This window comes from Amycolatopsis methanolica 239 (assembly GCF_000739085.1).
Taxonomy (GTDB): Bacteria; Actinomycetota; Actinomycetes; order Mycobacteriales; family Pseudonocardiaceae; genus Amycolatopsis_E; species Amycolatopsis_E methanolica.
Genome location: NZ_CP009110.1, coordinates 3,011,703 through 3,032,884 on the forward strand (window position 1 = coordinate 3,011,703; position 21,182 = coordinate 3,032,884).

Sequence of the window (21,182 nt, forward strand, 5' to 3'; positions counted from 1 at the left end):
TTCGTGGTTGCCTTCATCGTCCACACGGGACGGACAGCCACTCCTGCGGCGGCACGCCCAGCCGGATGCGGTCCAGCTGAATGAGCGGGACCGGCCGGGCGAGCTGGTGCATGTCGATGTGAGTGGCGGCGGGCGGGCGCACGGTCGCGGCAGTGATCAGCACAAGGCCGCCCGCCGCGCACCACGGGTCGGGTTTGAGTTCGTGCACTGCGCCTTCGGTGATCACCACCGGCCGGCCTACGCCGGAATACACCCCGACGAAACGTCACCACCTGCGCTGCCTTCCTCCGCCGCGCCGCACAGGCCTTCGCCGCCCACGGCGTCCCAGCCATTGAGCGGGTCATGACTGACCACGCCCTGGCTTACCGGCGCTCGCACGCCTTCCGCACCGCGCTGGCCGACATCGGGGCCAGCCATCGGCAACCACCACCGCGCCCACACCATCCTCAGCGGCCAACCACCCATCACCCGCGTCCACAACCTCAGTGGGCACTACAGCTAGGAGCGGGCCTGCAGGTAAGCCGGATCGGCGGGTGGGATCGGGATGTCCGGGCGGTTGCCCAGGATCTGGCTCATCGCGTGGAAGTACGGCGGCGCCGCCACCGTGCCACCGAACGCGCCGTGTCCGCACGAGCCCAGGTGCACCGGCGTGCCGGGGCAGATCTCGGCCGGGTGCGGGCCGTCGGCGAAGACCATGGACGACACGGCGTAGTCGTCGACCCCGCCGACGAACGCCACCGACTCGCTCTGCTGTGTCGTGCCGGTCTTGCCGAAGTCGGCGTGGTGCCAGCCGGCCGCGGCGGCCGCGGCCGCGGAGGTGCCCGACACCGTGTCCTGGCTCAGCCCGTTCAGCAGTGAGTCCGCCAGCCCCGGCGGCACCACCTGCTCGCACGCCTGCTGCCGCACCGGCACGTCGTGCCCGTACCGGTCGGTGACCGACAGGACCGGGTTCGGCGGGCACCACGTACCGCCGCTCATCAGCGTCGCCGACACGTTCGCCATCTCCAGCGGGCTCACCGGGCTGTTGCCGAGCGTGAACGACAGCTTGTCCTGGAAGTACTGCGACTGCGGCAGGCTGTACTGCGGGTTCGACGACGACGGATCGGGCTTCGCGCCCGCGTCGTTCGTCGCCAGCGTGTTACGCAGGCCCAGCCGCCGCGCCATGTCCAGCACAGCAGGCATGCCGACCTGCTGCTCCAGGTTGACGAAGGCGACGTTCGGCGAGGTGGCCAGCCCGTCCCGCAGCGAGATCGGGTCCGGGTAGCCCACCCCGTCGTTCTGCACGCAATAGGGCCGCGTGTACCGGTTCGCGCCGGGCTGGGTGAAGCACTGGCCGGCCTGGTTGGGCAGCGGGGTGTCCAGGCCCGCCTTCCCGCTCTCCAGCGCCGCGGCCGAGGTGAAGATCTTGAACGACGAGCCTGCGCCGAACACGTTGCTCGCGCCCGCCACGATGTTGGTCGACGTCTCGCCCCGCGCCGGATCGGTGCCGTAGTCGCGGTTGGCGACCATCGCGAGCACCTCGTGGCCTGCCTGGCCCGGCCGGACGACCGCGAACGTGTTCGCCACACCGTCCTGCGTGGTCGGCACGTTGGCGTCCACGGCGTTCTTCGCGATCCGGCTCACCACCGGGTCCAGCGTCGTGCGGATCGTGTATCCGCCGGTCTCCAGCTGGTCGGCGGTGAACCCGGCCTGGACGAGGTAGCTCTCCGCGTACTGGCAGAAGAACCCGGCGTCCGGCGCCGCGCCGAAGCAGGTGCTGGACGGGATGTCCGGGCCGTCCGGCAACACGCCGAGCGGCGCGGCCTTCGCCGTGGCGCCGTCGGCCGCGCTGAGAGTCTTCGTGCTGACCATCGCGTCGATCACCAGGTTGCGCCGCTGCCGGGCCTGGTCCGGGTGGGTGTAGGGGTTGAAGAGGTTGGGGTTGTTCACCATCCCGGCGAGCAGCGCGGCCTGCGGCACGGTCAGCTTGTCCGGCGTGGTGCCGAAGTAGGCGTGCGCGGCGGCCCCCACCCCGTAGACGTTGCCGGTGAACTCCACGACGTCGAGGTAGCCGGTGAGGATGTCCTCCTTGGACACCGTCTGTCCGAGCTGGACGGCGATCTTGGCTTCCCGCAGCTTGCGGGCGATCGTGTCGGCCTGGTCGGCCAGCTGCGCCGCCCTGTCGTTCCGGTCGACCACGTTGATGAGGTAGTTCTTGACGTACTGCTGGGTGATCGTCGACCCGCCCTGCGTGCTGCCGCCGGAGGAGTCGTGCAGCACCGCGCGCACCATGCCCTTCACGTCGACACCGCCCTCGTCGTAGAAGCGGCGGTCCTCGATCGACACGATCGCGGCCTTCATCGCCGGTGCGATCTCGTCCGCGGTGACCGGGAGGCGGTACTGGTCGAACAGCGTCGCGATCGGCGTGCCGTCGCGGTCGGTCACCGTGGTCACCAGCGGCTGCTCGCTGTTGGCCAGCGTCGCGGAAATCCCGTCCACCGCGTCGGCGACCTGGTTGGACAGCACACCCGCGCCCAGTGCGACGGGCGCGACGACGCCGGCGACGAGAATCCCCGCGACGGCGCAGAAGGCGAGGAACCGGGGGAGGGCACGAGACGGGCGCACGGGAGGCGAGGGTAACCGGGCCGCCGTGAAGGCCCGGTTACCGGAATGGTCTTTACCTCGTGTAGAAGGGTTCTTGGGTCAGCGCGCGGGCACGCAGTCCGCCGCGAGCGCGTCCCGGACACCGGCGGCGCCGCGCGCGGCGAACGCCCACAGCGCGCTCGCGGTGCGCATCCCAGGTTCGCGGCTCAGCGGGGGCGGCGGCGGGTAGCGCACCTGCAGCCCGCGGTCCAGGAACGGGCGCTCCGACAGGTACTTCGCGCCGCCCGGCCCGCACAGGTAGGTGCTCGCGCCGACCGCGGCGGTCAGGTCGGCCAGCCGTTCGGACCGCCCGTCGCGCGCGGGCAGCTCGCTGCTGCGCAGCACGTCGCCCCGCCAGCCGAGGCGGTGCAGCATGGCGCGCACCGACACCTCGGCCACGACCGCCAGGTGCTCGTTCAGCGCCAGCGCGGCGAGCACTTCCTCGACGATCTCGCCGGTCTCCGCCCAGTGCGCGCAGCGGCCGTAGTACTGCCGCACCAGGCGGGACATCGTGCGGTGCGTCGCGGCCGGGTCGGCGAGGCGCAGCTCGCCGATGCGGCTGTCCCGGCCGCGCGGCCGGTGCACCGGCACGGTCAGCCAGCGCTGGGCTTCCGGGTCGGCGGCCGCGGCGAGGCGCGCGCGGTGCTGGTAGTCGCGGGCGTTGAACTGGACGTCGTCGAGCACGACCCACACGTCGGCGCGCGCCAGTTTGGCCAGTGTGGACAGTCGGGGGAAGAGATTCGGTTGATGGACGGCGCAGGAAAGCGTCTCGGGCACGGCCCGTATGGAATCACAGCATGCGGCTGCGGAATCCGGCGGCCACCAGTCGCCGATACGCCGAATACACGATCGGAGGAATTTTCTGCGGAATCGCGAAACCCTTTCGGGGATACTCGATCAGGCGCTGGAAATCGCCCACGATCATGTCGATGAGTTCGGTGCCGTGCTTGGTCCGCAGCGCGTACTCGGTGAGCGACACCGGGGCCGAGGCGCACACCGGTTCCACCTCCGGCCACACCTTCCGCGTCGTCGCGAACGCCCGCCGCTCCATGTATGGCATCGAGACCAGCATCAACGACGACACCTCGACCCCGGCGGCGGCGAGGACCTCCCGCGACAGCGCGATGTTCTCCCCGGTGTTGGTGGCGTTCGGCTCCACGAGGATCGCGTCGTCGGGCACCCCGAGTTCCAGTGCCCGCTCCCGGTAGTGCACGGCTTCGCCGCGCGGGAAGGTCCGCGCGGTCTCGCGGCTGTTGCCCCCGGTGAACACCACGACCGGGAACAGGCCGCGGTGGTACAGTTCGGCCGCGTGCGCGGCGACGCCGAGGTCGTTGCAGCCCAGTGCGACGGCGGCCGAACAGGGCTTCGGGCGGTGGTGCAGCCGGTGGAACTCCCAGACCAGTTCGGCGTCCGCCCACACCCGGTCGAGCAGCACTTTCCGCATCGGCTTCTTACCGGGACTCGAAACCGCGGCGAATGCCGTCGATGCTGCGCAATTGGTGCATGAGCCCGTAGCGGGTGGAAATGCGCGCCGTCCGCTCCAGAATGGCGAGCCCGGAATCCGCGGTGGCCGTGTCGGAGAGCAGGATGTGCGCGTGCGCGGTGTCCAGCCGCACCTGCTGCAGCGGCGTGTCGTCGACGCGGTTGGACAGTGCCACATCGATGGCCCGGCCGGCGGCGGTGAGATCGCCTGCGCCGCGGTGGGCCAGCGCCAGTTTCTGGTGCGCGATCGACCAGTCCGCGGGCTCCTCCAGCGCTTCGAACTCGCGGATCGCGGGCACGATGTGGCCGGTCGCCGTCTCGTGCAGGCCGCGCTTGCTCAGTGCCGTGCCCACCCACAGCCGCGCGCGCGTGCGGTCGCGCGGGCTGAGCCGCTCGTCGTCGGCCAGGCTCCGGTACCGGGCCGCGGCCGCGTCGAGCCGGCCGGACATCTCGTCGATCACGACCAGCTGCAGTTCCAGCTGGGCCACCCGGCGCGGCGACTCCAGCTCGGTGAACACCCGCAGCGCCTGCCGGTAGACGTGCTCGGCCGACAGCGGCCCGCGCAGCGCGCCCTGGTCCTGCCGCACCTCGCCGAGCAGCCGCAGCGACCGGCCGTAGAGGTACATGCCCTGCCGGTCCGAGCTGTTCGGCTCGAAGCGGCCCAGCCACCGGTCCAGCAGCGTGCCCGCGAGCCGGAACTCCTGGCGCCCCAGGCACGCCACGGTGCGGTCCAGGTCGTCGGTCCAGGCCTCGTAGTCGTAGCGGGGGACCGGTGCCTGCGGGCGGCCGGCTTCACGCGCTTCGGTCACCAGCACGTCGAACCGGGTGCGGGCGCCGTCGTCGGCCCTGGCCAGCGCCGTGTCGAGGATCGCCTGGGTGTCCGGCCGCGGCACCGTGGAGGTCCCGCCGCTCTCCCACTTGGCGACGGTGCGCGCGGCGACGCCGAGGTAGGCCGCGAACCCCCGCACGGACATCCGGAGGGCGTGCCGCAGCAGCCGCGCCTCCCGCCCCGTCCACTGGTGGGCGGTCGCGGCTCCCGGAGAGTTCGTCCCGGTGGCCACACGATCAGGGTAACCACATCGTGGCCCGGCAAGTACACCGAAAGTGCAACGGTGGTTCGTTTCCGTCACGAGTTCGCTCGTTCAGTCTAGAGCGAGGCACTCGTCGCCGGGATGACTCCTTTGTCCCGGGCCGATCCGCGGCGCCGGGTGCCGCTCCAACCCGCCCCGCCCGCCGGGGCAGGCGCGCTCCACGTGCCCGCGGGACGCGCGCCCGCCCCGGCCTCCCGAGGCGGATCCCGCGCTGCGGCAGGGGAAACCGCACGCGCGGAGGTGGCGTCCCCCGGCGGGCGCACTACGATGGGGTGATGACCGGCATCTCCACGCCTGCCCGGAACACGTTCCGCGAGCAGCAGTGGCGGGAAGCGCACGACCGTTACCTCGAGTGCGCCCGCGAGGTCTTCGCCCGTCTCGGCTACCACGCCGCCACGGTCGCCGACATCGTGGCGTCCGCCAACGGCAGCCGGGCCACCTTCTACGCGCACTTCCGCGACAAGGCAGACATCGCGGCGGCGTTGTTCGAGCGGATCCTGCCGGACACCGCCGCGCTCTATCGCATGCTCGCCCGGTTCCCGGAGCTGACGCGCGACCGCGTGCGCGCCTGGCTGGACGAGCACGTGCTGGCGTTCTGGGCGCGCTACGCGGTGGAGATCGACGTCCTGACGCAGGCGGTCGCCGACGACCCGCGCGTCGCGGCGCGGCACTACCAGTGGGGTGTGGACGCCGCCCGCGAGCTGTCGCCGTACCTGGCACAGTGGACCGGCGAGCACGAGCAGGCCGGGCTGACCCGCGCGCTGTTGCTGGTGCTGCAACTGGAACAGGCCTGCTACCACTGGCTGATCCGCGGCGTCGGGCACGACCGCGAGCTGGCGCTGGACGTGCTCGCCGACGTGTGGTGGCGCGAGCTGACCTTCCTGCGCGCCGGCCCGTGACCGTCGTGCTCGACGGTGGCCTGGCCACCGAACTGGAGGCGCGCGGGCACGACCTGTCCGGCGAGCTGTGGTCGGCGCGGCTGCTCGCCGACGACCCGGCCGCGATCGTCGCCGCGCACCGGGCGTTCTTCCGCGCCGGGGCGACGGTCGCTACCACCGCGAGCTACCAGGCGAGCCTGGGCGGGTTCGCCGAACTGGGCCTCGACCGGGACGAGGCCGTGCGGTTGCTGGAGCTGAGCGTCGAGCTCGCCCGCGAGGCGCGCGTGACCGGTGACGAACTGGTCGCCGCCTCGATCGGGCCGTACGGCGCCACCCTCGCCGACGGGTCGGAGTACCGCGGCCACTACGGGCTCACCGTCGCGGAACTGGCCACTTTTCACCGGCCCCGCGCGGAGATCCTCGCCGCGGCCGGGCCGGACCTGCTCGCCTGTGAGACGGTGCCCGATGTGGACGAAGCTGAAGCGATGCTGCTCGCCATCGAAGGACTGGACGTGCCGGCGTGGCTGTCCTACACGGTGGAAGGCGAGAGCACGCGCGCCGGGCAGCCCCTGACCGAAGCCTTCGCCGTCGCGCGGGGCAACGACCAGATCGTGGCGGTGGGCGTGAACTGTTGCGACCCCCGCGACGTGGCGGCCGCGGCGGAGATCGCCCGCGAGGCGAGCGGGAAGCCGGTGATCGCCTACCCCAACAGCGGCGAGACCTGGGACACGCGGGCGCGCGGCTGGACCGGCGAGTCGCGGTTCTCGCCGGACCTGGTCCGGGACTGGCTCGCCGCCGGCGTCGCGTACGTGGGCGGGTGCTGCCGGGTGAGCCCGGACGACATCGCCGCGCTCGCCGCGGCGGTCAGGCCAGGAGCGGGATCGCCACGAGGGTGAGGTCGCCTGCCAGCACGACCGGGGTGGCGAGTTTCCGCATGCGCGACAACGATCCGCCAGGGCCGATCAGGGCGATCATCCCGGTGAGGAAAGCGCCTTCCGCGAGCACCCCGGCGACGGCCCAGCCCGGTCCGTACCGCCACCACAACCCGGCGCCCAGCAGCGTGAGCCCGGCCGCGACGACGCCGCACGAGACGGCCAGCGTCCGTCGTGGACCGTACCGCGCACCCGGGGTGCGGACGCCCGACCGGGCGTCCGCGGCGTGGTCCGGCGCGGAGAACCAGGCCGTGCGGCCGAACGCGAGCACGCACAGCCCCGCCAGCACCGGCACCATCGACCGCTCCAGCGCCGGGCGCACCGCGAAGTAGGACGCCAGTCCCGGCACGGCGAGGAAACTGGCGCCGAACACGGCCGGGCCGGCGAACCCGCGCCGCTTCAGCCGCACCGGCTCCAGGTTGTACAGCAGGTGCGCGCACAACGCCGACGCGATCACCAGCAGCGCCGCCCAGCGGCCCAGCCGCACCGCCACCACCGCGGCCAGCGCGAGCGCCCCGGCCGCCTCGGCGACCGCCCAGCCGAAGATCCGCCTGCTGCCCAGGCGTCGCGCCGCGCCCGCCAGGTCCGCCTTGTCCGGGTCCTGCTCGTCGGTGCGCAGATCGGCCGCGGTGTTCAGCGCCAGCGCGGCCAGCAGCACCAGCAACGTGGCCGCCACGGTCACCAGCACCGGCCCGCTGAGCAGGTGCCGCGGATCCGCGAACGCCGCGCCCCACCACGCGTAGGCCAGGTAGCTCAACGGCAGCGGGAAGCGCAGGCGGTGCACGACGACGACGTCGCGCCACCCGGTCAATCCCGGCACGCCACGACTTCCAGGCGCAGCCGGACCGACGGCGCCATCGCGTGCCCGCGCAGCTTCGGCACCCCGGCCCGCGGGTTGACGCACCGCAGGGCACGGCGGCGCAGCAGGGCCGTGGTGATCATGCGGATCTCCAGCTGCCCGAGCTGGCTGCCCAGGCAGAACCGGGAGCCGCCGCCGAAGGGCAGGTACCCCTCGGGCACGCCACGGCGGCCCAGGAACCGGCCGGGGTCGAAGGTCAGCGGGGACGGGAAGTACTCGGACCGGTGGTGCGCCAGGTAGATCGCGGGGGTGAGCACCGTCCCGGCGGGCAGCGTGCGGCCGTGCACGTCCACCGCCTCCGGCAGCGCCCGGTTGCCCGCGAACTCGACCGGCGGGTGCAGCCGCAGCGCCTCGGCGATCACCGCCTGCAGCACCGGGACCTCCGCCGGATCGGAGCCGTCGTCGGTGGTGGCGTCCAGTTCGGACAGCACGGCGTCGCGCAGGTCGGCGCGCCTGGTCAGCCAGTACAACGTCCACGCGGTGGCCGCCGCGGTGGTCTCGTGTCCGGCGAACAGCAGCGACACCACCTGGTCGCGCAGCTCGTCGTCCGGCACCGGGCCGAGCGGGCCGTTCCCGGTCAGCAGGGGCGAAACCAGGCTCCGCGGTTCCCGGCCCGACTTCGCGGCGGCGACCAGCCGCGCGTCCAGCTCCGCGCCCGACGCGGGCAGCCCGCCGCGCAGGAACCGGTAGGCGAGCGTGCGGTGGCGCGACCCCAGCGCGCGGTCCAGCCACGCCGTGACGTCCCTCAGCAGCACCGGATCCGCGTCGCCGAGGACGATCCGCGCGACGATGTCCAGTGCCAGCCGCCGCGTCCACGCCGCCAGCCCGAACACCGCGCCCGGGCCCAGCGCGTCGATCGCCGACGCGGCCGCCCGCGCGATGAGGCCGTGGTAGGCCGCCAGCCGCCGTCCGCGCAGCGGTGGGCCGAGCAGCTTCCGGTACGACGCGTGGCGCGCGCCGTCGGCCCACAGCATCGACTTCGGCCCGAGCAGCGGGCCGAGCGAGCGGCTGGCCGGGTGCCGCAGCCACGAATCCCGCCGGAACAGCGAAGCGAGCGTTTCGTGGTGCCACACCAGGACCTTCGGCGCCGGCCCGCCCCGCACGTCCAGCATCGCGCCCGGGTCGTCCGCGTGCGCGTCGAGGAAGGGCAGCGGGGCGACGGCGAGCGCCAGTTCGACCCGGTTCATTCAGCCCGTCCGCTCCGCGGGCGCCGGCTCCAGCCGCGTCAGCAGTGCCGCGACCCGTGGCCGGGCGCCGGCCAGGTGCAACGCGGCGATCCCCTCTGCGCGCACGATCCGGCCCGGTGTGTAGAGGTCCTTGTCGTGCCACAGCGGGGGGTGCCCGGCGTCCGCCCAGGACAGCAGGAACGCGCAGCCGCGGGCGGCGGCCTCGTCCGCCCCAGGTCCCCCGGCGCGCGCCAGGACCTGCACGGCGTAGGCGGTTTCCTCGAACGTGCCCTGCCACCGGCCCCACGAACCGTCCGGGTTCTGCGTCCGCGCGATCCACCGCAGCGCCCGCGCGCGGGCGGCGGCGCCGTGCCCGCTGCCGGCCAGCGCCAGGAAGCACCGCGCCGTCGCGTAGTACGGGGAGGCGTGCCACTTGTCGGTCCAGCTGCCGTCCGGGTGCTGCTGGGCCGCGATCCACGCGGCCACCCGTCCGGCCACTTCGGACTGTCCGTGCGCGCGAAGCGCCTGCAGCACGTGGGCGTTGGTGGTGACCGACGGTGTACGCTCGTCCGGGTACGTGCAGAAGTGACCGTCCACTTGGTACTCCCGCAGGCAGTCCAGCGGGTGCGGGCGGCCCTGCGCGGCCAGCGCGTAGAGCGCGGTGGAGGTGTCGTCGGCGTCCGGCGGCAGCCCGGCGCCGCCGGACGCGCCGTGCGGGCCGAGCTCCGCGGCCAGCCCGTCCAGCACCTCGCCCGGGACGTCGACGGCGAGGCCGGCGTCGGCGAACGTGGACACCACCCAGGACCGTTCGAACACCGTGAGCGGCGCGGCCACCGGCACCGCTCCGCCGTGGCGCGCCTGGACGTTCTCCAAATACCGCACGCCGGGGTGGCCGCGGGCGCCGTCCGCGCCGAACCAGGCGGCGGTGGCGGCGGGGGAGCAGCCGAGCCCGTCGTCGCCGGGACGGGCGAAGCCGACCCCGCGCGCGGCCGGGCCCAGCGCCTCCAGCGAGTGCAGGACCTTGTCCGGCAGCGCCCGGCCGTCTTCGACCAGGCGGCGCATCCCGTGCAGCAGCGCCGGATGGGTGCCTTCGGGGTGCGGCAGGCGGGCGCGGGCCAGCACCATGTCCTCGGCCTCGAGCGCGTCCAGGTGCGCGTTGAGCGCCGACACCAGCGACGGCACCAGGATCTCCACCGCGACCGTGTCCGGCAGCCCGACCCGCAGATCCCGGCCCCACCGTGTGGTCAGCGCCTGCAGCCCGTGTTCCGCCGCGGCCGCGATCGACGGCGCGCCGGTGCGGCGGAACTCCGTCAGCAGCGCCTCGGTGGCGCTCAGCGTCGGGAGCAGGCCGTAGCCGTCCGGCCCGCCCCAGCCGCCGTCCGGCGCCTGCTGGTCCAGCAGGAACGCGATCCGGTTGGCGTGCCCGGCCAGATCGGGCAGGAGCGCGACGACGCGGGCGGTTTCGTAGACCGACGGGGAGAAGTCCCCGTAGGGGTCGGTGACCATGGCGCGCAGCAGGTGGTGCGCGTGCTCGGCCAGGTCGGTGGTCATGGGCGGTCCTCGTGGTCCAGCGGAGAGGTTGATCACGCTCGGTGTGCAGGACGTGACGGAGAGATCCAACCTAGCACTCCTGAACAGTGTTCTTAACCCGGTTCGCCCGAGTGGCGCAGTAGCCCGGTGGAAGTAAGCCCTTCGACGGGATGGATCGCGGCCCTCGCTACGTTGAGTGTCGAGGAGAGAGGTGCCCGGAACAGGCTGGAGGCTGTGGTGTTCGATCCGACGGATCTCTACGAGGTGGACTCGGAGCTCCCGGAGTTGAGCGGGGCGGTGCTGTTGCACCAGCTCGACGGCTTCATGGACGCCGGCCAGGCCGGCGCGCTGGTGAGCGAGCACCTCAAGGCGAACTGGGACAACCGGGTGGTGGCCCGGTTCGATGTGGACCGGCTGATCGACTACCGCGCGCGGCGGCCGGTGATGACGTTCGACACCGACCACTGGGAGAGCTACGACACACCCGAGCTGGCGGTGCGGCTGTTCCACGACGAGGTCGGCACGCCGTTCCTGCTGCTCAGCGGGCCGGAACCGGATGGGCTGTGGGAGCGCTACGCGGCGGCGGTGCGGACGCTCGTGGAGCGGTGGGACGTGCGGATGACCGTGTCGTTCCACGGGATCCCGATGGGCGCGCCGCACACGCGCCCGCTCGGGGTGACCGCGCACGCGACGCGGCGCGAGCTGATCGGCGACTACGACCCGGTGCTCAACCGGCTGGAGGTGCCGGGCAGCGCGCTGAACCTGACGGAGTTCCGGCTCGGCGAGGCCGGGCACGACGCCGTCGGGTTCGCCGCCCACGTGCCGCACTACCTCGCGCAGTCCCGCTACCCGGCGGCGGCGCTGACGGTGCTCGGCTCGATCACGCGGCTCGCGGGACTGTCCCTGCCGGACGAGGCACTGCGGGCGGCCTCCCGCCGCACCGACGCGGAGATCGCCCGGCAGGTGGCCGAATCCGACGAGGTCGCCGACGTGGTGCACGCGCTGGAGCGGCAGTACGACCTGTTCGTCGAGGCGATGGACGAGAAGAAGACGCTGCTGGCCGACGAGACCGCGATGCCGACCGCGGAGGAGCTGGGCGCGGAGTTCGAACGCTTCCTGGCCGAACAGGACCGCCGGGACTGACCCGGCCCGGACTCCGCCCCCGGATCCCGCAGCCGGCGTCCGCCCCCGCCCGGCCCCGGCCTCGCGCCCCGGCCTCCGGCCGCAGGCCCCTGCGCCGGGCTCCGGCACCGGCACCTGGCTCCGACTCCGGAATTCGGGATCCGGCCGCACCCGGCTCCGGAATCCGGCCGGGCTCCGGACTGCCCGCCGCCGCAGCACGCGCGAAAGCGCGAGTCCCACGCTCCGGACCGCGAGTCCCACGCTCGGCGGCGCGACTTCCACGTTCGTGGCCGCGAGTTCCGCGCCCGGCCGCGCGTGCCGTGTCCTCAGGGGAGGCGGTGCGGCGCCTGCTTCGGCGTGTGCCGCGCCCATCCCGGGGACGGCGTGCCGGTCTTGGCGAACGACAGCCACGCCGCCCGCAGTTCGCGGCCCAGCTCGGTCAGCTCGCTCCACTCGGCGCCGGCCAGCATGGGCGCGTTCCGCCACGCCGGCTCGTCGCCCAGCAGGAACGGCAGGTCCACGCAGTGCCCGGCGCCGTACGGCGACTCCGGCGCGCCCCAGTCGAACACGTAGCTGTACACCCGCCCGCCGCGCGCGGCGAGCTGGTCGGCGAAAGCCAGCGACGGCGCCGCGAACATCCACCGAGTCACACCGGCCTTCAGCGCGGCCACCCCGCGCGCGGTGACCGGGAACCGTTCCAGCTGCGCGATTCCCGGCTTGCCGGTGAGGAACGAGTTCATCTCCGCCGCGGTGGTGCCGATCAGCACGTCGACGTCGGGGGCGAACCGCGCCCGCTGCGACATCCAGTGCGCGACGCTCGGCAGCGGCGGCGCGTCGGCGACCGGGCAGAACGGCGGCACCGAGTACAGCCCGCCGGGGCCGGCGGCCTTCACGATCGTCTCGTTCTGCGCGCGCAGGACCTCCGTCACCGGGGCCGTCCGCGGGTCGGCGCCCAGCGCCGCGGTGAACAACCGCGCGGTGCGGGCCGCGGTGCGAGCGCCGGCCAGCCGCAGGCCCAGCGGCGCGCTCTGCAGGATCGCCCGCCGGAACAGGCCGCGGGACTCCGGCAGCGCCATCAGGCACGCGATCGAGTGCGCGCCCGCGGACTGCCCGAACACGGTGACGTCGTCCGGGTTCCCGCCGAAGGCCACCGCGTTCTCCCGCACCCACCGCAGCGCGGCGAGCTGGTCCAGCAGGCCGAGGTTGCCCGGCGAGACCCCGGGCAGCCGCAGGTAGCCGAGCGCGCCGAGCCGGTAGTTGGGCGCCACGAACACGACGTCGCCCTCGGCGACGAGCCGGTGTCCACCGTAGAACCCGAACGAGTTCGACCCGGTCACGTAGGCGCCGCCGTGCAGCCACACCATCACCGGCCGCTTGCGGTCGTCGGCGGCGGGCGTGAGGACCGTCAGGTTGAGGCAGTCCTCGTCCTGCGCCGGCACGTCCGCCGGGACGCCCATGACGCCGTCCGGCCGCACCGGCGGCTGCGGGCTGACCGGGCCGTGGCGGGTGGCGTCGCGGATGCCGGTCCACGGCTCGATGGGCTCCGGCGGGGCGAACCGGGCCGCGCGCGCGAACGGGATGCCGCGGAACTCGGCAAGGCCGCCGGCCGTGACGAACCCGCGAAGCTTGCCGCCACCGGCGGCCACCACCGTGTCCACGCCACAACTGTAACCGCGGCCCCCGGCGGATGATCGCGGAACGGATTTCGCCGCGAGCGCCTCAGGACGGGCGCGGGTAGAGCCGCTCTGCCGCCAGCCAGGCCCGCTCGCCCGGTCTCAGCACCGGGCGGCCGAGGGCCGCCCACAGGTCGGCGTAGTGGTCGGCCAGACCGTGCCAGCCGTCGTCCGCCGGGTCACGCAGCGTCCACGCCAGCACGTCCAGCGTGAGGTTCCCCTTCGCGCTGTTGCACACCCAGCAGGCGGTGACGATGTTGTCCGGGGCGAGCGGATCGCCGCCCCGCGTCACCGGTTCGATGTGGTCGGGTGGCCGAGATCGTGGCCACGGCCGGGTGGACCTCGCCGGCCTTCCAGTTCCGGTGGCAGGGGAAGTCCTCTGGGTACGCGGTGGACAGGAGACGCATGACCGGGGTGAGGACGGTCGGGACGCCGCAGTAGCGGCACTGGTAGCGATCGCGCTCGAAGATCTCCGCCAGCACGCCGACCGAGGGCGTTCGACTGGGGACGCGTGGCCGTAGCCGTTCGGAGATGGCACCCATCCGGGCGTCCGCCGTGGCGCGATCGTGCCGGATGAGCGCTCGGACGACGTCGTGGAGCACATCCGCAACCCTTCTCCGTCCAAGCGCCCGGAACCTGGTCCGCTGCACCTGGCGCCCGGCGCGGATCCACCCCTCACCACGGAACGCGCCCGGCCGCTCCCCGCGCCGCCGTTCGGCTCAGTGAGGCCCTAGGACTCTCGCCGTGGGGCGGCGCCGCCGCTACGGTCGCCGGAGAACTTCGCGGAGGAGGTGCTCCGATGCCGTTCACCGACCGGAGGGACGCCGGTCGCCGCCTCGGGGCGCGACTGGTCCGGTGGCGAGGCAGCGACGTGGTGGTGCTGGGGCTCCCGCGCGGGGGTGTGCCGGTCGCGGCGGAGGTGGCGCGCGCGCTCGGCGCGCCGCTCGACGTGCTCCTGGTCCGCAAGCTCGGCCTGCCGTTCCAGCCGGAGCTCGCGCTGGGCGCGATCGGCGAGGGCGGGCTGCGCCTGGTGAATCCCGTGCTGGTGGGGCGGTTCGGGATCAGCGAGGCGGAACTGGCCGCGGTGGAGGCCGCGGAACGGTCCGAACTGGACCGCCGCGCCGCCCGCTTCCGGTCCGGGCGGACGCGGACGCCGCTGGCGGGCCGGACCGCGATCGTCGTCGACGACGGGGTGGCCACCGGCTCGAGCGCGCGGGTCGCGGTGGCCGCCGCGCGGGCGGCGGGCGCGGCGTGGGTCGTGGTCGCGGTGCCGGTCGGCGCCCGGCAGGCGGTGGAAGCCCTGCGCGAGGACGCCGACGACGTGGTGTGCCTGGAGTGCCCGGCGGCGTTCACCGCGGTGGGGCAGTGGTACGAGGACTTCACGCAGACCCCGGACGACGAGGTCGCGCGGCTGCTGGCAGGCGAAAGCGGGGACCAGGACCTGGTGACGGGCGACGAGGAGGTCACGGTCTTCGTCGGGGCGGTGCCGCTCGGCGGGCGGCTGACGGTGCTGGAGCGCGCGGCCGGGATCGTCGTGTTCGCGCACGGCAGCGGCAGCGGCCGGTACAGCCCGCGGGCGCGCACGGCCGCGGAACGCCTGCACCGCGCGGGGATCGCGACGCTGCTGGTCGACCTGCTGACCCCGAGCGAGGAGTCGGACCGCGCGCGGGTGTTCGCCGTCGAACTGCTGGCCAGCCGGCTGGTGGAGGTGACGCGGTGGGTGCGCGCGCGGACCGGGCTGCCGGTCGGCTACTTCGGCACGGGCACCGGGGCCGCGGCGGCGCTGCTGGCGGCCACCGACTACCGGGTCGAGGTGGCGGCGGTCGTCGCGCGCGGCGGGCGGCCCGACCTCGCCGCGAAGCGCCTCGGCTGGGTCCGGACCCCGACCATGCTCATCGCGGGTGCCTTCGACACCGGTGCGCTGGAGCTGAACCGGAAGGCGCGCGCCCAGCTCCGCGGCGAGGCGCACCTCGCGGTCGTGCCCGGCGCCACGCACCTGTTCGAGGAGCCCGGCGCCCTGGAGGGGGCCGCCACCCTGGCCACGGACTGGTTCCGCAGTCACCTGACGCCGGTGACGGTCGACGGCGGCTGACGGCCCCGCAGGCCGACCAGGTGGACCGCGCGGGGCGGTTCCCGCGGTCCGGGGTGGCCGCGCTCGGCGAGATCGGGCTGCTGGGACTGGCCAGTGCGACCGCGGTCGGCGGCGGGGGAGCCGGTCTCGCGGAGACCGCGCGTGTGGTCGAGCGGCTGGCCGGCGTGTGCGGTTCGACCGCGATGGTCCTGCTGACGCACTACGCGGCCACGGCCGTCGTGGAGGCGCTCGGCCCGCTGTCGGTGCGGGGCGCCATCGCCCGCGGCGAGCACCTGGCGACCCTCGCGCTCGGCGAGCCGGGCGACCGGTGCGCCCTGACGAGCCTCGTGCTCGGTGCCGTGTTCTCGCTGGGCCTGACCGAGGCGATGCTCGCCGACGCCGCCGGGCGCGTGGGGAGCGCCGGGAGTTCGCCCCGCTGCGGGCCAGGGCGGACCTGCTGCGCGTGTTCTGCGACGACACCGTCGCGGCGGTCGCCGGGGGCCGGGCGGACGCGCGGGTGCGCGCGGCGCAGGCGAGGCTCGCCGGGGCGGAGACCGCCACCGAGGTCGGCGACCGGCCGCTCCGGCTGTGCGGCTTCGCGGCGGCGCGCAGGGAGCTGGCCCTCGAGCGGCACTACCGGGACGCCCTCACCGCCAGGGTGATGAGCCCCACGGGTGAGTCTCTCCGGGAGTTCGCCGGGCGTGATGCCGTTGGCCAGCCACTATTCCGCTGAGTCGAAAGTCCTTAATGGACGATCGAATTTTCCGGACCGTTCCCCGGCGTGTCGGCTTGCGCGCACTCGAACAGGTGTTCTAGCGTTCGACGCGGCCGGTCGGGGAGTGACGGGCCGCACCAGGACGACAGGGGCAGGGGAGTAGCGATGGCCTACAAGATCACGCACGTGTCACGCGCACAGGAGATCCGGTTCCCGACCCAGGCGGCGGCGGAGCACTACGCCGACCGGCTCGGCGGCGGGCTGGACAAGTGGCAGGTCCGCGAGGCCGGCGCCGAGACGCCGGGCGCGGTGAGCATCGCGGAGCCCGCGAACCGGGGCTGAGACCGCGCCCGGCGTGGGGGTGGGCACGCCCGCCCCCACCGGGTCAGCCCGGCGTCAGCGACCGGATCCGCTTTCCCAGCTCACGCTGGAAGAACTCCAGGAACCCGTCCGGATCGGGCCCCGCGTTCTGCATCACCAGGTGGTCGAACCCGGCGTCGGCGAACGGCTGCGCCACCTCCACGTACCGGTCCACGTCGGAACCGCACGCGAACTTGCCCAGCACGTCCACCTCGCGCACCGTCGCCGAGGCGCTTCGAAGTTCACCGGGTTCGGCAGCTCGCTCATCACCTTCCACCCGGTCAGCGCCCACCGCGACGTGTCCAGCGCCGCTCGCGGCCGTGTGCGGGTCCTCCGCCCACGCCATCGGCACCTCCGCGTACCGCGGGCCGTCCCCGCCCGCCGCGGTGTAGTGCGAGACGACGTGCGCCTTCGGCTCGGTCGCGAACAGCCCGTCACCCAGCTCGGCCGACGCCTTGCCGCTCGCGGCGACCGCGATCGGCGGCAGCTCGTCCGGCAGGTCGGACACCCGCGCGTCGGCCAGCGTGAGGTGCTTGCCCACGTAGGACCGGTAGCCGCCGCGCCACAGCAGCCGGATGATCTCCAGCGCCTCCCGCAGCCGCTCGTGACGCCCGGGCACCGTCTCCGGGAAACCCGGTCCCACCACGTGCTCGTTGAGCCGCTCGCCCGCGCCGACCCCGAGCGTGAACCGGCCGTCGGAAACCAGCGCGAGCGTCGCCGCGGCCTGCGCGATGATCGCCGGGTGGTAGCGCACCGTCGGGCAGGTCACCCCGGTCGCCAGCCCGATCCGCTCGGTCTTCGCCGCGATCGTGCCCAGCACGGTCCACGCGAACGGCGAGTGTCACTGGTTGTCCAGCCACGGGTGGAAGTGGTCGCTGATCTCCACGAAGTCGAAGCCCGCCTGCTCCGCGGCCACCGCCTGCCGGACCAGCTCCTTCCGCCCGAACGCCTCGGCGGCCAGGTTGTACCCGATCCGCACGTCGCTCTCCCTTCGTCCCCCGCGGCGTACCCGGCCGCGGCGCGCGGAAACGGGACGTCACCGCCAGGCGAACACGGGTTGCTCGAAGTGGGCGACGCGTGTGGTGCGGCCGTGCAGCGCCGCCTCCCGGAACTGGTAGAGCACCGCGGCCGTCGGGGCGTGCACGAGGTGCCCGGCCAGCGGCAGCTGGATCACCGGCCGGTCCGACTCGGGGATCGTCAGGAACCGCGGCTCGACCCCGAGGTCCGGCACGGGGATCACGTGCACGTGCGCCACCTCGTCCGGGTTCGGCCGGAGCGGCACCTCGCCGGGCAGCCGCACGACCACCGGCGTGATCACGTAACCCGAGCGGGTCGGATAGTCGTCGAGCAGGCCGACGCAGTCCGCGCGGGTGGCGGTGACGCCGAGTTCCTCCTCCAGTTCCCGCAGCGCCGCGCCGATCGCGTCCTCGCCGGGGTCGACCCGGCCGCCCGGCAGCGCGAACTGCCCGGGGTGGGCGCGCATCCCGGTCGCGCGCCGCGTCAGCCAGATCACCGGTTCCTCGCCCGAGACGACGATCGCGACCGCGGCCGCGCGCCGCCCGTCCAGCGGCACGGCCACCCGCGGGAAGGTCTCCATCACGTCGGTCCGCATCCTGCCGACCCTAGCCGGAGCCGGGAACGGCCATGGGTAACCTCGGTCTCGCCCGGGACGCCGAGTGAGGAAAGGTGCCGATGACCCCGCCCCACCCGCGCACCCGGTATCGCCCCGAGATCGAAGGCCTGCGCGCGCTCGCCTGCGTCCTGGTGGTCGTCTACCACGTGTGGCTGGGCCGGATCTCCGGCGGCGTCGACGTGTTCTTCTTCCTGACCGGCTTCCTGATCACCGGCCAGCTGTTCCGCGCCGGGCAGCGCGGCCGCATCGACCTCCGCGCGCTGTGGGGCCGCACGATCACGCGGCTGTTCCCGGCCGCGCTCACCGTGCTGCTCGTGGTGATCGCCGCCGCCGCGCTGGTGCTGCCGCAGGCCCGCTGGTTCGCCACCGTCCGCGAGGTCGTCGCGGCCACGTTGTACCTGGAGAACTGGCAGCTCGCCGCGAACTCGGCCGACTACTTCGCCCGGCACAGCGACGCCAGCGTGGTGCAGCACTTCTGGTCGCTGTCCATCCAGGGCCAGTTCTACCTGGTGTGGCCGCTGCTGGTGGCCGCGCTCGCCTACGCCGCGCGGGGACGCCTGCGTGCCGCCCTGACCGGCACGCTGCTGGTCCTGACCGCCGCGTCGCTGGCGTACTCGGTGTGGCTGACCGCGGCGAACCAGCCGCTGGCCTACTTCTCCGCGCTCACCAGGATCTGGGAGTTCGCGATCGGCGGACTGCTCGCGCTGGTGATCAACGCGGTCACCCTGCCCCGCGCGCTGCGGATCGCGCTCGGCTGGCTCGGTGTCGCCGGGCTCGTCGCCTGCGGGCTCGTGCTGCAGGTCGGCACCGTGTTCCCGGGCTTCGCCGCGCTGTGGCCGGTCGCCTCGGCGGCGTTCGTGCTGCTGGCCGGCGCCACCGGCAGCCCCGCCGGCGCGGACCGGTTGCTGACGGCCCGGCCACTGACCTGGCTCGGCAGGCTCAGCTTCCCGCTCTACCTGTGGCACTGGCCGGTGCTGGTGCTCTACCTGGTGTACCGCGGGCGGACCGAGGTCGGCCTACTCGGCGGCGCGTTCGTCATCGGCCTGTCGCTCGCGCTCGCGGTGGCGACCCACCACCTGGTCGAGACGCCGGTGCGCCGGTCCCAGCTGGCCGTGCGCGGCGCCTACCGGTTCGCGGTGCTGGCGATGATCCCCGTGCTGGCCGCCGCGGGCGCCTGGCAGATCGCCGGCCTCGCCCGGTCCGGGACGCCCGCCGCCGGTGGTGCCGACCACCCCGGCGCGCTGGCCCGCACGCCCGGGTTCGTCTACCGCGGCGCCGCCGACGTGGCGCCGGTGCCGTCGCCGGTCGAGCTGCCCGACGACTGGGCCTGGATCGACGACTGCGCCGAATCGCCGCGCGGCAGTGAACTGCTGGTGTGCACCACGACGCCGGACGGCCCGCCGGAGAAGACCCTGGCCATCGTCGGCGACTCGCACCCCACCCAGTTCATCGCGGCGCTGGAGCCGGTGGCGCAGCGGCGGAACTGGCAGCTGGTGGTGATGTCGCGGGGCGGGTGCCCGTTCTCCACCGAGTCCGAGATCGACCCGGACGACCAGGCCTGCCGGGACTGGAACGCCGCGGCCGCCGACGAGATCCTGGACCTGCGGCCGGACGCGGTGTTCACCACCGCCACCCGGGACGTGCGGGCCGGCCTGACCGAGTGGACGCCGCCCGGGTTCGTCGCGCAGTGGCGGAAGATCGAGGCCGCCGGGATCCCGGTGCTCGCGGTGCGGGACAACCCGCGCTACGACTACGCGCCGTCGGAGTGCGTGGAGCTGCGCGGCGCGGACGCCCCCGAGTGCAACCCGCCGCGCGCCGACTTCTACGCCGATGAACCGCCCTGGCTGTTCCTCGACGACGTTCCCCCGAACGTGTCGTTCCTGGACTTCAGCGACTACTACTGCGACGAGGCCGTCTGCCCGCCGGTGATCGGCAACGTGCTGGTCTACCTCGATGACAACCACGTCGGCGCGACCTACCTCGGCACCATGGACACGATCGTGGAACAGGCCATCGACGACGCCCTCGGACCGCCCGCCCCGGAGCCGCCCGCGCCCGCCTGACACCCACCGTTCGTAGAGCCGCGATCCGCCGACCGGGTGGCCGAGTGCGCCCGACCGTGTGGTGCGCGCCGCCCTGCCGCGTGATTTCATTCGTCCAAGGTTTGATGAATCCGCGCGTGGGTAGCGACGGCGGCCGTTGACGAGACAGCGGAGGTGTCCGGGTCCTTGACCGACTCACTGGACGAGCGCACGCCGGTCACGGCCGTGCGCCTCGACGGCCCGGAGGGGCTGGCGCCGTTGCGCAGGCGGGTGCGCGCGATGCTCGCGGACTGCCCGTCGCCGGTCGTGATCGACGTGGTGCTCCTCGTCGACGAGCTGGCCGCGTCGGCGTGCGCCACCGGGTTCCCGCCGTTCGAGGTCCGGCTGAGCCGAGCCGGGGACGTGCTGCGAGTGGAGGTCGACGGCGTGGGCGGGGTGCCGGAGCCGGGCCTCGGCACCGGGGTGCTCGACGCGATCAGCACCCGGTGGGGCACCGGGCCGCGCGGGGTGCTGTGGGCCGAGCGTGAGCTGCGGGCCCGCACTCGGTTCAGCCGCCGGTGAGCGCCTCGTCGCGAGTGGTGTAGACCGGCAGCCGCTGGTCCAGACCGGTGATCGCCAGCGGCCGCGCCGTCTGCCGCGTCGGGGCGACCACGCGGATTTCGGCCTGTTCACTCGCCTGGGCGAGCGCGGCCAGGCCGGCGGAGCCGAGGAAGTCCACTGCGCTGAGGTCGACTACCACGACGCGGGGCCGGTGCGCGGTCAGTTCGTCCAGCGCGCGGTGGAGCGGGGCGGCGGTGGCCACGTCGATGTCGCCGGCGACCTTCAGCACGGCGATCCCGGGCAGGGGCCAGAACACCTGCAGCCGCAGGGCTGCGGGCGCGGCCCGTTGCGCGGGGACGCGGGCCCCGCGGCGAACGGCCGTGCTCACGGCACCGGTGGAGTTGCGCGCCGAGTGGCTCATGACTCTCCTCCCCGTCAGCCCTGTCTGGCCTGGCTTCTCCTCGTA

At 73.9% G+C, this 21,182-nt stretch carries 21 protein-coding genes and 2 pseudogenes; 9 read left to right on the top strand and 14 right to left on the bottom strand.

All coding sequences use genetic code 11. From position 1 onward, the window contains the following. Positions 1-13: 13 nt before the first annotated feature. From AMETH_RS37960 to AMETH_RS14480, 5 genes are all read right to left on the bottom strand, one after another. The gene (locus AMETH_RS37960; RefSeq protein ID WP_156131662.1) at positions 14-208 is read right to left on the bottom strand and encodes a hypothetical protein; all 195 of its coding nucleotides are present in this window, start codon (positions 206-208) and stop codon (positions 14-16) included. 290 nt (positions 209-498) lie between these two features. Continuing rightward, positions 499-2,604 carry a transglycosylase domain-containing protein gene (locus AMETH_RS14465; protein ID WP_017987977.1) on the bottom strand — a complete coding sequence of 702 codons (2,106 nt, stop codon included), beginning with the start codon at positions 2,602-2,604 and terminating at the stop codon, positions 499-501. Positions 2,605-2,682: 78 nt separating this feature from the next. Further along, positions 2,683-3,399: a WbqC family protein gene (locus AMETH_RS14470; RefSeq protein WP_081617758.1), complete on the bottom strand. Its 717-nt coding sequence runs from the start codon at positions 3,397-3,399 to the stop codon at positions 2,683-2,685. A 13-nt stretch (positions 3,400-3,412) separates the two neighbouring features. Beyond that, the gene (locus AMETH_RS14475; RefSeq protein WP_017987979.1) at positions 3,413-4,066 is read right to left on the bottom strand and encodes a YdcF family protein; all 654 of its coding nucleotides are present in this window, start codon (positions 4,064-4,066) and stop codon (positions 3,413-3,415) included. A 7-nt stretch (positions 4,067-4,073) separates the two neighbouring features. After that, positions 4,074-5,165, bottom strand: coding sequence for a helix-turn-helix domain-containing protein (locus tag AMETH_RS14480; RefSeq protein ID WP_017987980.1), 1,092 nt, complete (start codon positions 5,163-5,165; stop codon positions 4,074-4,076). Between the two features lie 305 nt (positions 5,166-5,470). Between AMETH_RS14480 and AMETH_RS14485 the strand changes: the two genes are divergently transcribed. Then, positions 5,471-6,094 (top strand): TetR/AcrR family transcriptional regulator, encoded by a 624-nt coding sequence (locus AMETH_RS14485; RefSeq protein WP_017987981.1) that lies wholly within the window; start codon positions 5,471-5,473, stop codon positions 6,092-6,094. Continuing rightward, positions 6,091-6,969: a homocysteine S-methyltransferase gene (gene mmuM / locus AMETH_RS14490; protein WP_017987982.1), complete on the top strand. Its 879-nt coding sequence runs from the start codon at positions 6,091-6,093 to the stop codon at positions 6,967-6,969. The genes AMETH_RS14485 and mmuM overlap by 4 nt, the downstream gene beginning before the upstream one ends. Here mmuM and AMETH_RS14495 read toward each other — a convergent pair. The 3 genes from AMETH_RS14495 to AMETH_RS14505 are packed head-to-tail and all read right to left on the bottom strand — an operon-like array spanning position 6,938 to position 10,581. Next, positions 6,938-7,825 (bottom strand): UbiA family prenyltransferase, encoded by an 888-nt coding sequence (locus AMETH_RS14495; protein WP_017987983.1) that lies wholly within the window; start codon positions 7,823-7,825, stop codon positions 6,938-6,940. The genes mmuM and AMETH_RS14495 overlap by 32 nt on opposite strands. After that, entirely contained in the window at positions 7,813-9,051 is a 1,239-nt protein-coding gene (locus AMETH_RS14500) for a cytochrome P450 (protein ID WP_017987984.1), read from the bottom strand. Before AMETH_RS14500 ends, AMETH_RS14495 begins: the two co-directional genes overlap by 13 nt. Then, positions 9,052-10,581, bottom strand: coding sequence for a prenyltransferase/squalene oxidase repeat-containing protein (locus tag AMETH_RS14505; protein WP_017987985.1), 1,530 nt, complete (start codon positions 10,579-10,581; stop codon positions 9,052-9,054). A 213-nt stretch (positions 10,582-10,794) separates the two neighbouring features. Between AMETH_RS14505 and AMETH_RS14510 the strand changes: the two genes are divergently transcribed. Further along, positions 10,795-11,703, top strand: coding sequence for a proteasome assembly chaperone family protein (locus AMETH_RS14510; protein WP_017987986.1), 909 nt, complete (start codon positions 10,795-10,797; stop codon positions 11,701-11,703). Positions 11,704-12,008: 305 nt separating this feature from the next. Here the strand turns inward: AMETH_RS14510 and AMETH_RS14515 are convergent, their stop codons facing one another. Next, complete coding sequence (locus AMETH_RS14515) at positions 12,009-13,340, bottom strand: carboxylesterase/lipase family protein (RefSeq protein WP_017987987.1); 1,332 nt, start codon at positions 13,338-13,340, stop codon at positions 12,009-12,011. Between the two features lie 61 nt (positions 13,341-13,401). Next, on the bottom strand, positions 13,402-13,959 hold the full coding sequence (locus AMETH_RS40125; protein WP_081617759.1) for an HNH endonuclease signature motif containing protein: 558 nt from the start codon (positions 13,957-13,959) through the stop codon (positions 13,402-13,404). Between the two features lie 195 nt (positions 13,960-14,154). Between AMETH_RS40125 and AMETH_RS14525 the strand changes: the two genes are divergently transcribed. The 4 genes and pseudogenes from AMETH_RS14525 (at position 14,155) to AMETH_RS38720 (ending at position 16,483) form a co-directional block, all read left to right on the top strand. Then, complete coding sequence (locus tag AMETH_RS14525) at positions 14,155-15,447, top strand: phosphoribosyltransferase family protein (RefSeq protein WP_017987990.1); 1,293 nt, start codon at positions 14,155-14,157, stop codon at positions 15,445-15,447. Next, positions 15,444-15,647: pseudogene (locus AMETH_RS42570) on the top strand (acyl-CoA dehydrogenase family protein); the annotation flags it as partial. The gene AMETH_RS14525 and the pseudogene AMETH_RS42570, both read left to right, overlap by 4 nt. Before the next feature lie 242 nt (positions 15,648-15,889). Next, positions 15,890-16,159 carry an acyl-CoA dehydrogenase family protein gene (locus AMETH_RS40135; RefSeq protein ID WP_017987991.1) on the top strand — a complete coding sequence of 90 codons (270 nt, stop codon included), beginning with the start codon at positions 15,890-15,892 and terminating at the stop codon, positions 16,157-16,159. Positions 16,160-16,306: 147 nt separating this feature from the next. After that, complete coding sequence (locus AMETH_RS38720; RefSeq protein WP_017987992.1) at positions 16,307-16,483, top strand: hypothetical protein; 177 nt, start codon at positions 16,307-16,309, stop codon at positions 16,481-16,483. Positions 16,484-16,526: 43 nt separating this feature from the next. Here AMETH_RS38720 and AMETH_RS14535 read toward each other — a convergent pair. The 3 genes and pseudogenes from AMETH_RS14535 to AMETH_RS14540 all read right to left on the bottom strand — a co-directional run. Next, positions 16,527-17,330 (bottom strand): annotated as a pseudogene (locus AMETH_RS14535) (TIGR03557 family F420-dependent LLM class oxidoreductase); the annotation flags it as partial. A 12-nt stretch (positions 17,331-17,342) separates the two neighbouring features. After that, on the bottom strand, positions 17,343-17,480 hold the full coding sequence (locus tag AMETH_RS40140; RefSeq protein ID WP_223843148.1) for a hypothetical protein: 138 nt from the start codon (positions 17,478-17,480) through the stop codon (positions 17,343-17,345). Between the two features lie 57 nt (positions 17,481-17,537). Beyond that, the gene (locus AMETH_RS14540) at positions 17,538-18,113 is read right to left on the bottom strand and encodes an NUDIX hydrolase (RefSeq protein ID WP_017987993.1); all 576 of its coding nucleotides are present in this window, start codon (positions 18,111-18,113) and stop codon (positions 17,538-17,540) included. 80 nt (positions 18,114-18,193) lie between these two features. On the opposite strand from AMETH_RS14540, the gene AMETH_RS14545 reads away from it, so the two are divergent. Both AMETH_RS14545 and AMETH_RS14550 read left to right on the top strand, forming a co-directional pair. Then, a complete protein-coding gene (locus AMETH_RS14545) occupies positions 18,194-20,197 on the top strand; it encodes an acyltransferase family protein (RefSeq protein WP_017987994.1) in 2,004 nt (667 codons plus the stop codon). Positions 20,198-20,362: 165 nt separating this feature from the next. Continuing rightward, positions 20,363-20,737, top strand: coding sequence for a hypothetical protein (locus AMETH_RS14550; protein ID WP_223843149.1), 375 nt, complete (start codon positions 20,363-20,365; stop codon positions 20,735-20,737). Here the strand turns inward: AMETH_RS14550 and AMETH_RS14555 are convergent. Next, a complete protein-coding gene (locus AMETH_RS14555) occupies positions 20,724-21,137 on the bottom strand; it encodes an STAS domain-containing protein (protein ID WP_017987996.1) in 414 nt (137 codons plus the stop codon). The two genes, AMETH_RS14550 and AMETH_RS14555, sit on opposite strands and share 14 nt — an antisense overlap. Positions 21,138-21,182 lie beyond the last annotated feature (45 nt).

What these genes read in the sequence shown, in the direction of transcription:
- AMETH_RS14475 (WP_017987979.1), bottom strand. Translation starts at nt 4,066, where the DNA reads ATGCGGAAAGTGCTGCTCGACCGGGTGTGGGCGGACGCCGAACTGGTC.
- AMETH_RS14485 (WP_017987981.1), top strand. Translation starts at nt 5,471, where the DNA reads ATGACCGGCATCTCCACGCCTGCCCGGAACACGTTCCGCGAGCAGCAG.
- AMETH_RS14500 (WP_017987984.1), bottom strand. Translation starts at nt 9,051, where the DNA reads ATGAACCGGGTCGAACTGGCGCTCGCCGTCGCCCCGCTGCCCTTCCTC.
- AMETH_RS14505 (WP_017987985.1), bottom strand. Translation starts at nt 10,581, where the DNA reads ATGACCACCGACCTGGCCGAGCACGCGCACCACCTGCTGCGCGCCATG.
- AMETH_RS40125 (WP_081617759.1), bottom strand. Translation starts at nt 13,959, where the DNA reads ATGTGCTCCACGACGTCGTCCGAGCGCTCATCCGGCACGATCGCGCCA.
- AMETH_RS14525 (WP_017987990.1), top strand. Translation starts at nt 14,155, where the DNA reads ATGCCGTTCACCGACCGGAGGGACGCCGGTCGCCGCCTCGGGGCGCGA.
- AMETH_RS38720 (WP_017987992.1), top strand. Translation starts at nt 16,307, where the DNA reads ATGGCCTACAAGATCACGCACGTGTCACGCGCACAGGAGATCCGGTTC.
- AMETH_RS14540 (WP_017987993.1), bottom strand. Translation starts at nt 18,113, where the DNA reads ATGCGGACCGACGTGATGGAGACCTTCCCGCGGGTGGCCGTGCCGCTG.
- AMETH_RS14545 (WP_017987994.1), top strand. Translation starts at nt 18,194, where the DNA reads ATGACCCCGCCCCACCCGCGCACCCGGTATCGCCCCGAGATCGAAGGC.
- AMETH_RS14555 (WP_017987996.1), bottom strand. Translation starts at nt 21,137, where the DNA reads ATGAGCCACTCGGCGCGCAACTCCACCGGTGCCGTGAGCACGGCCGTT.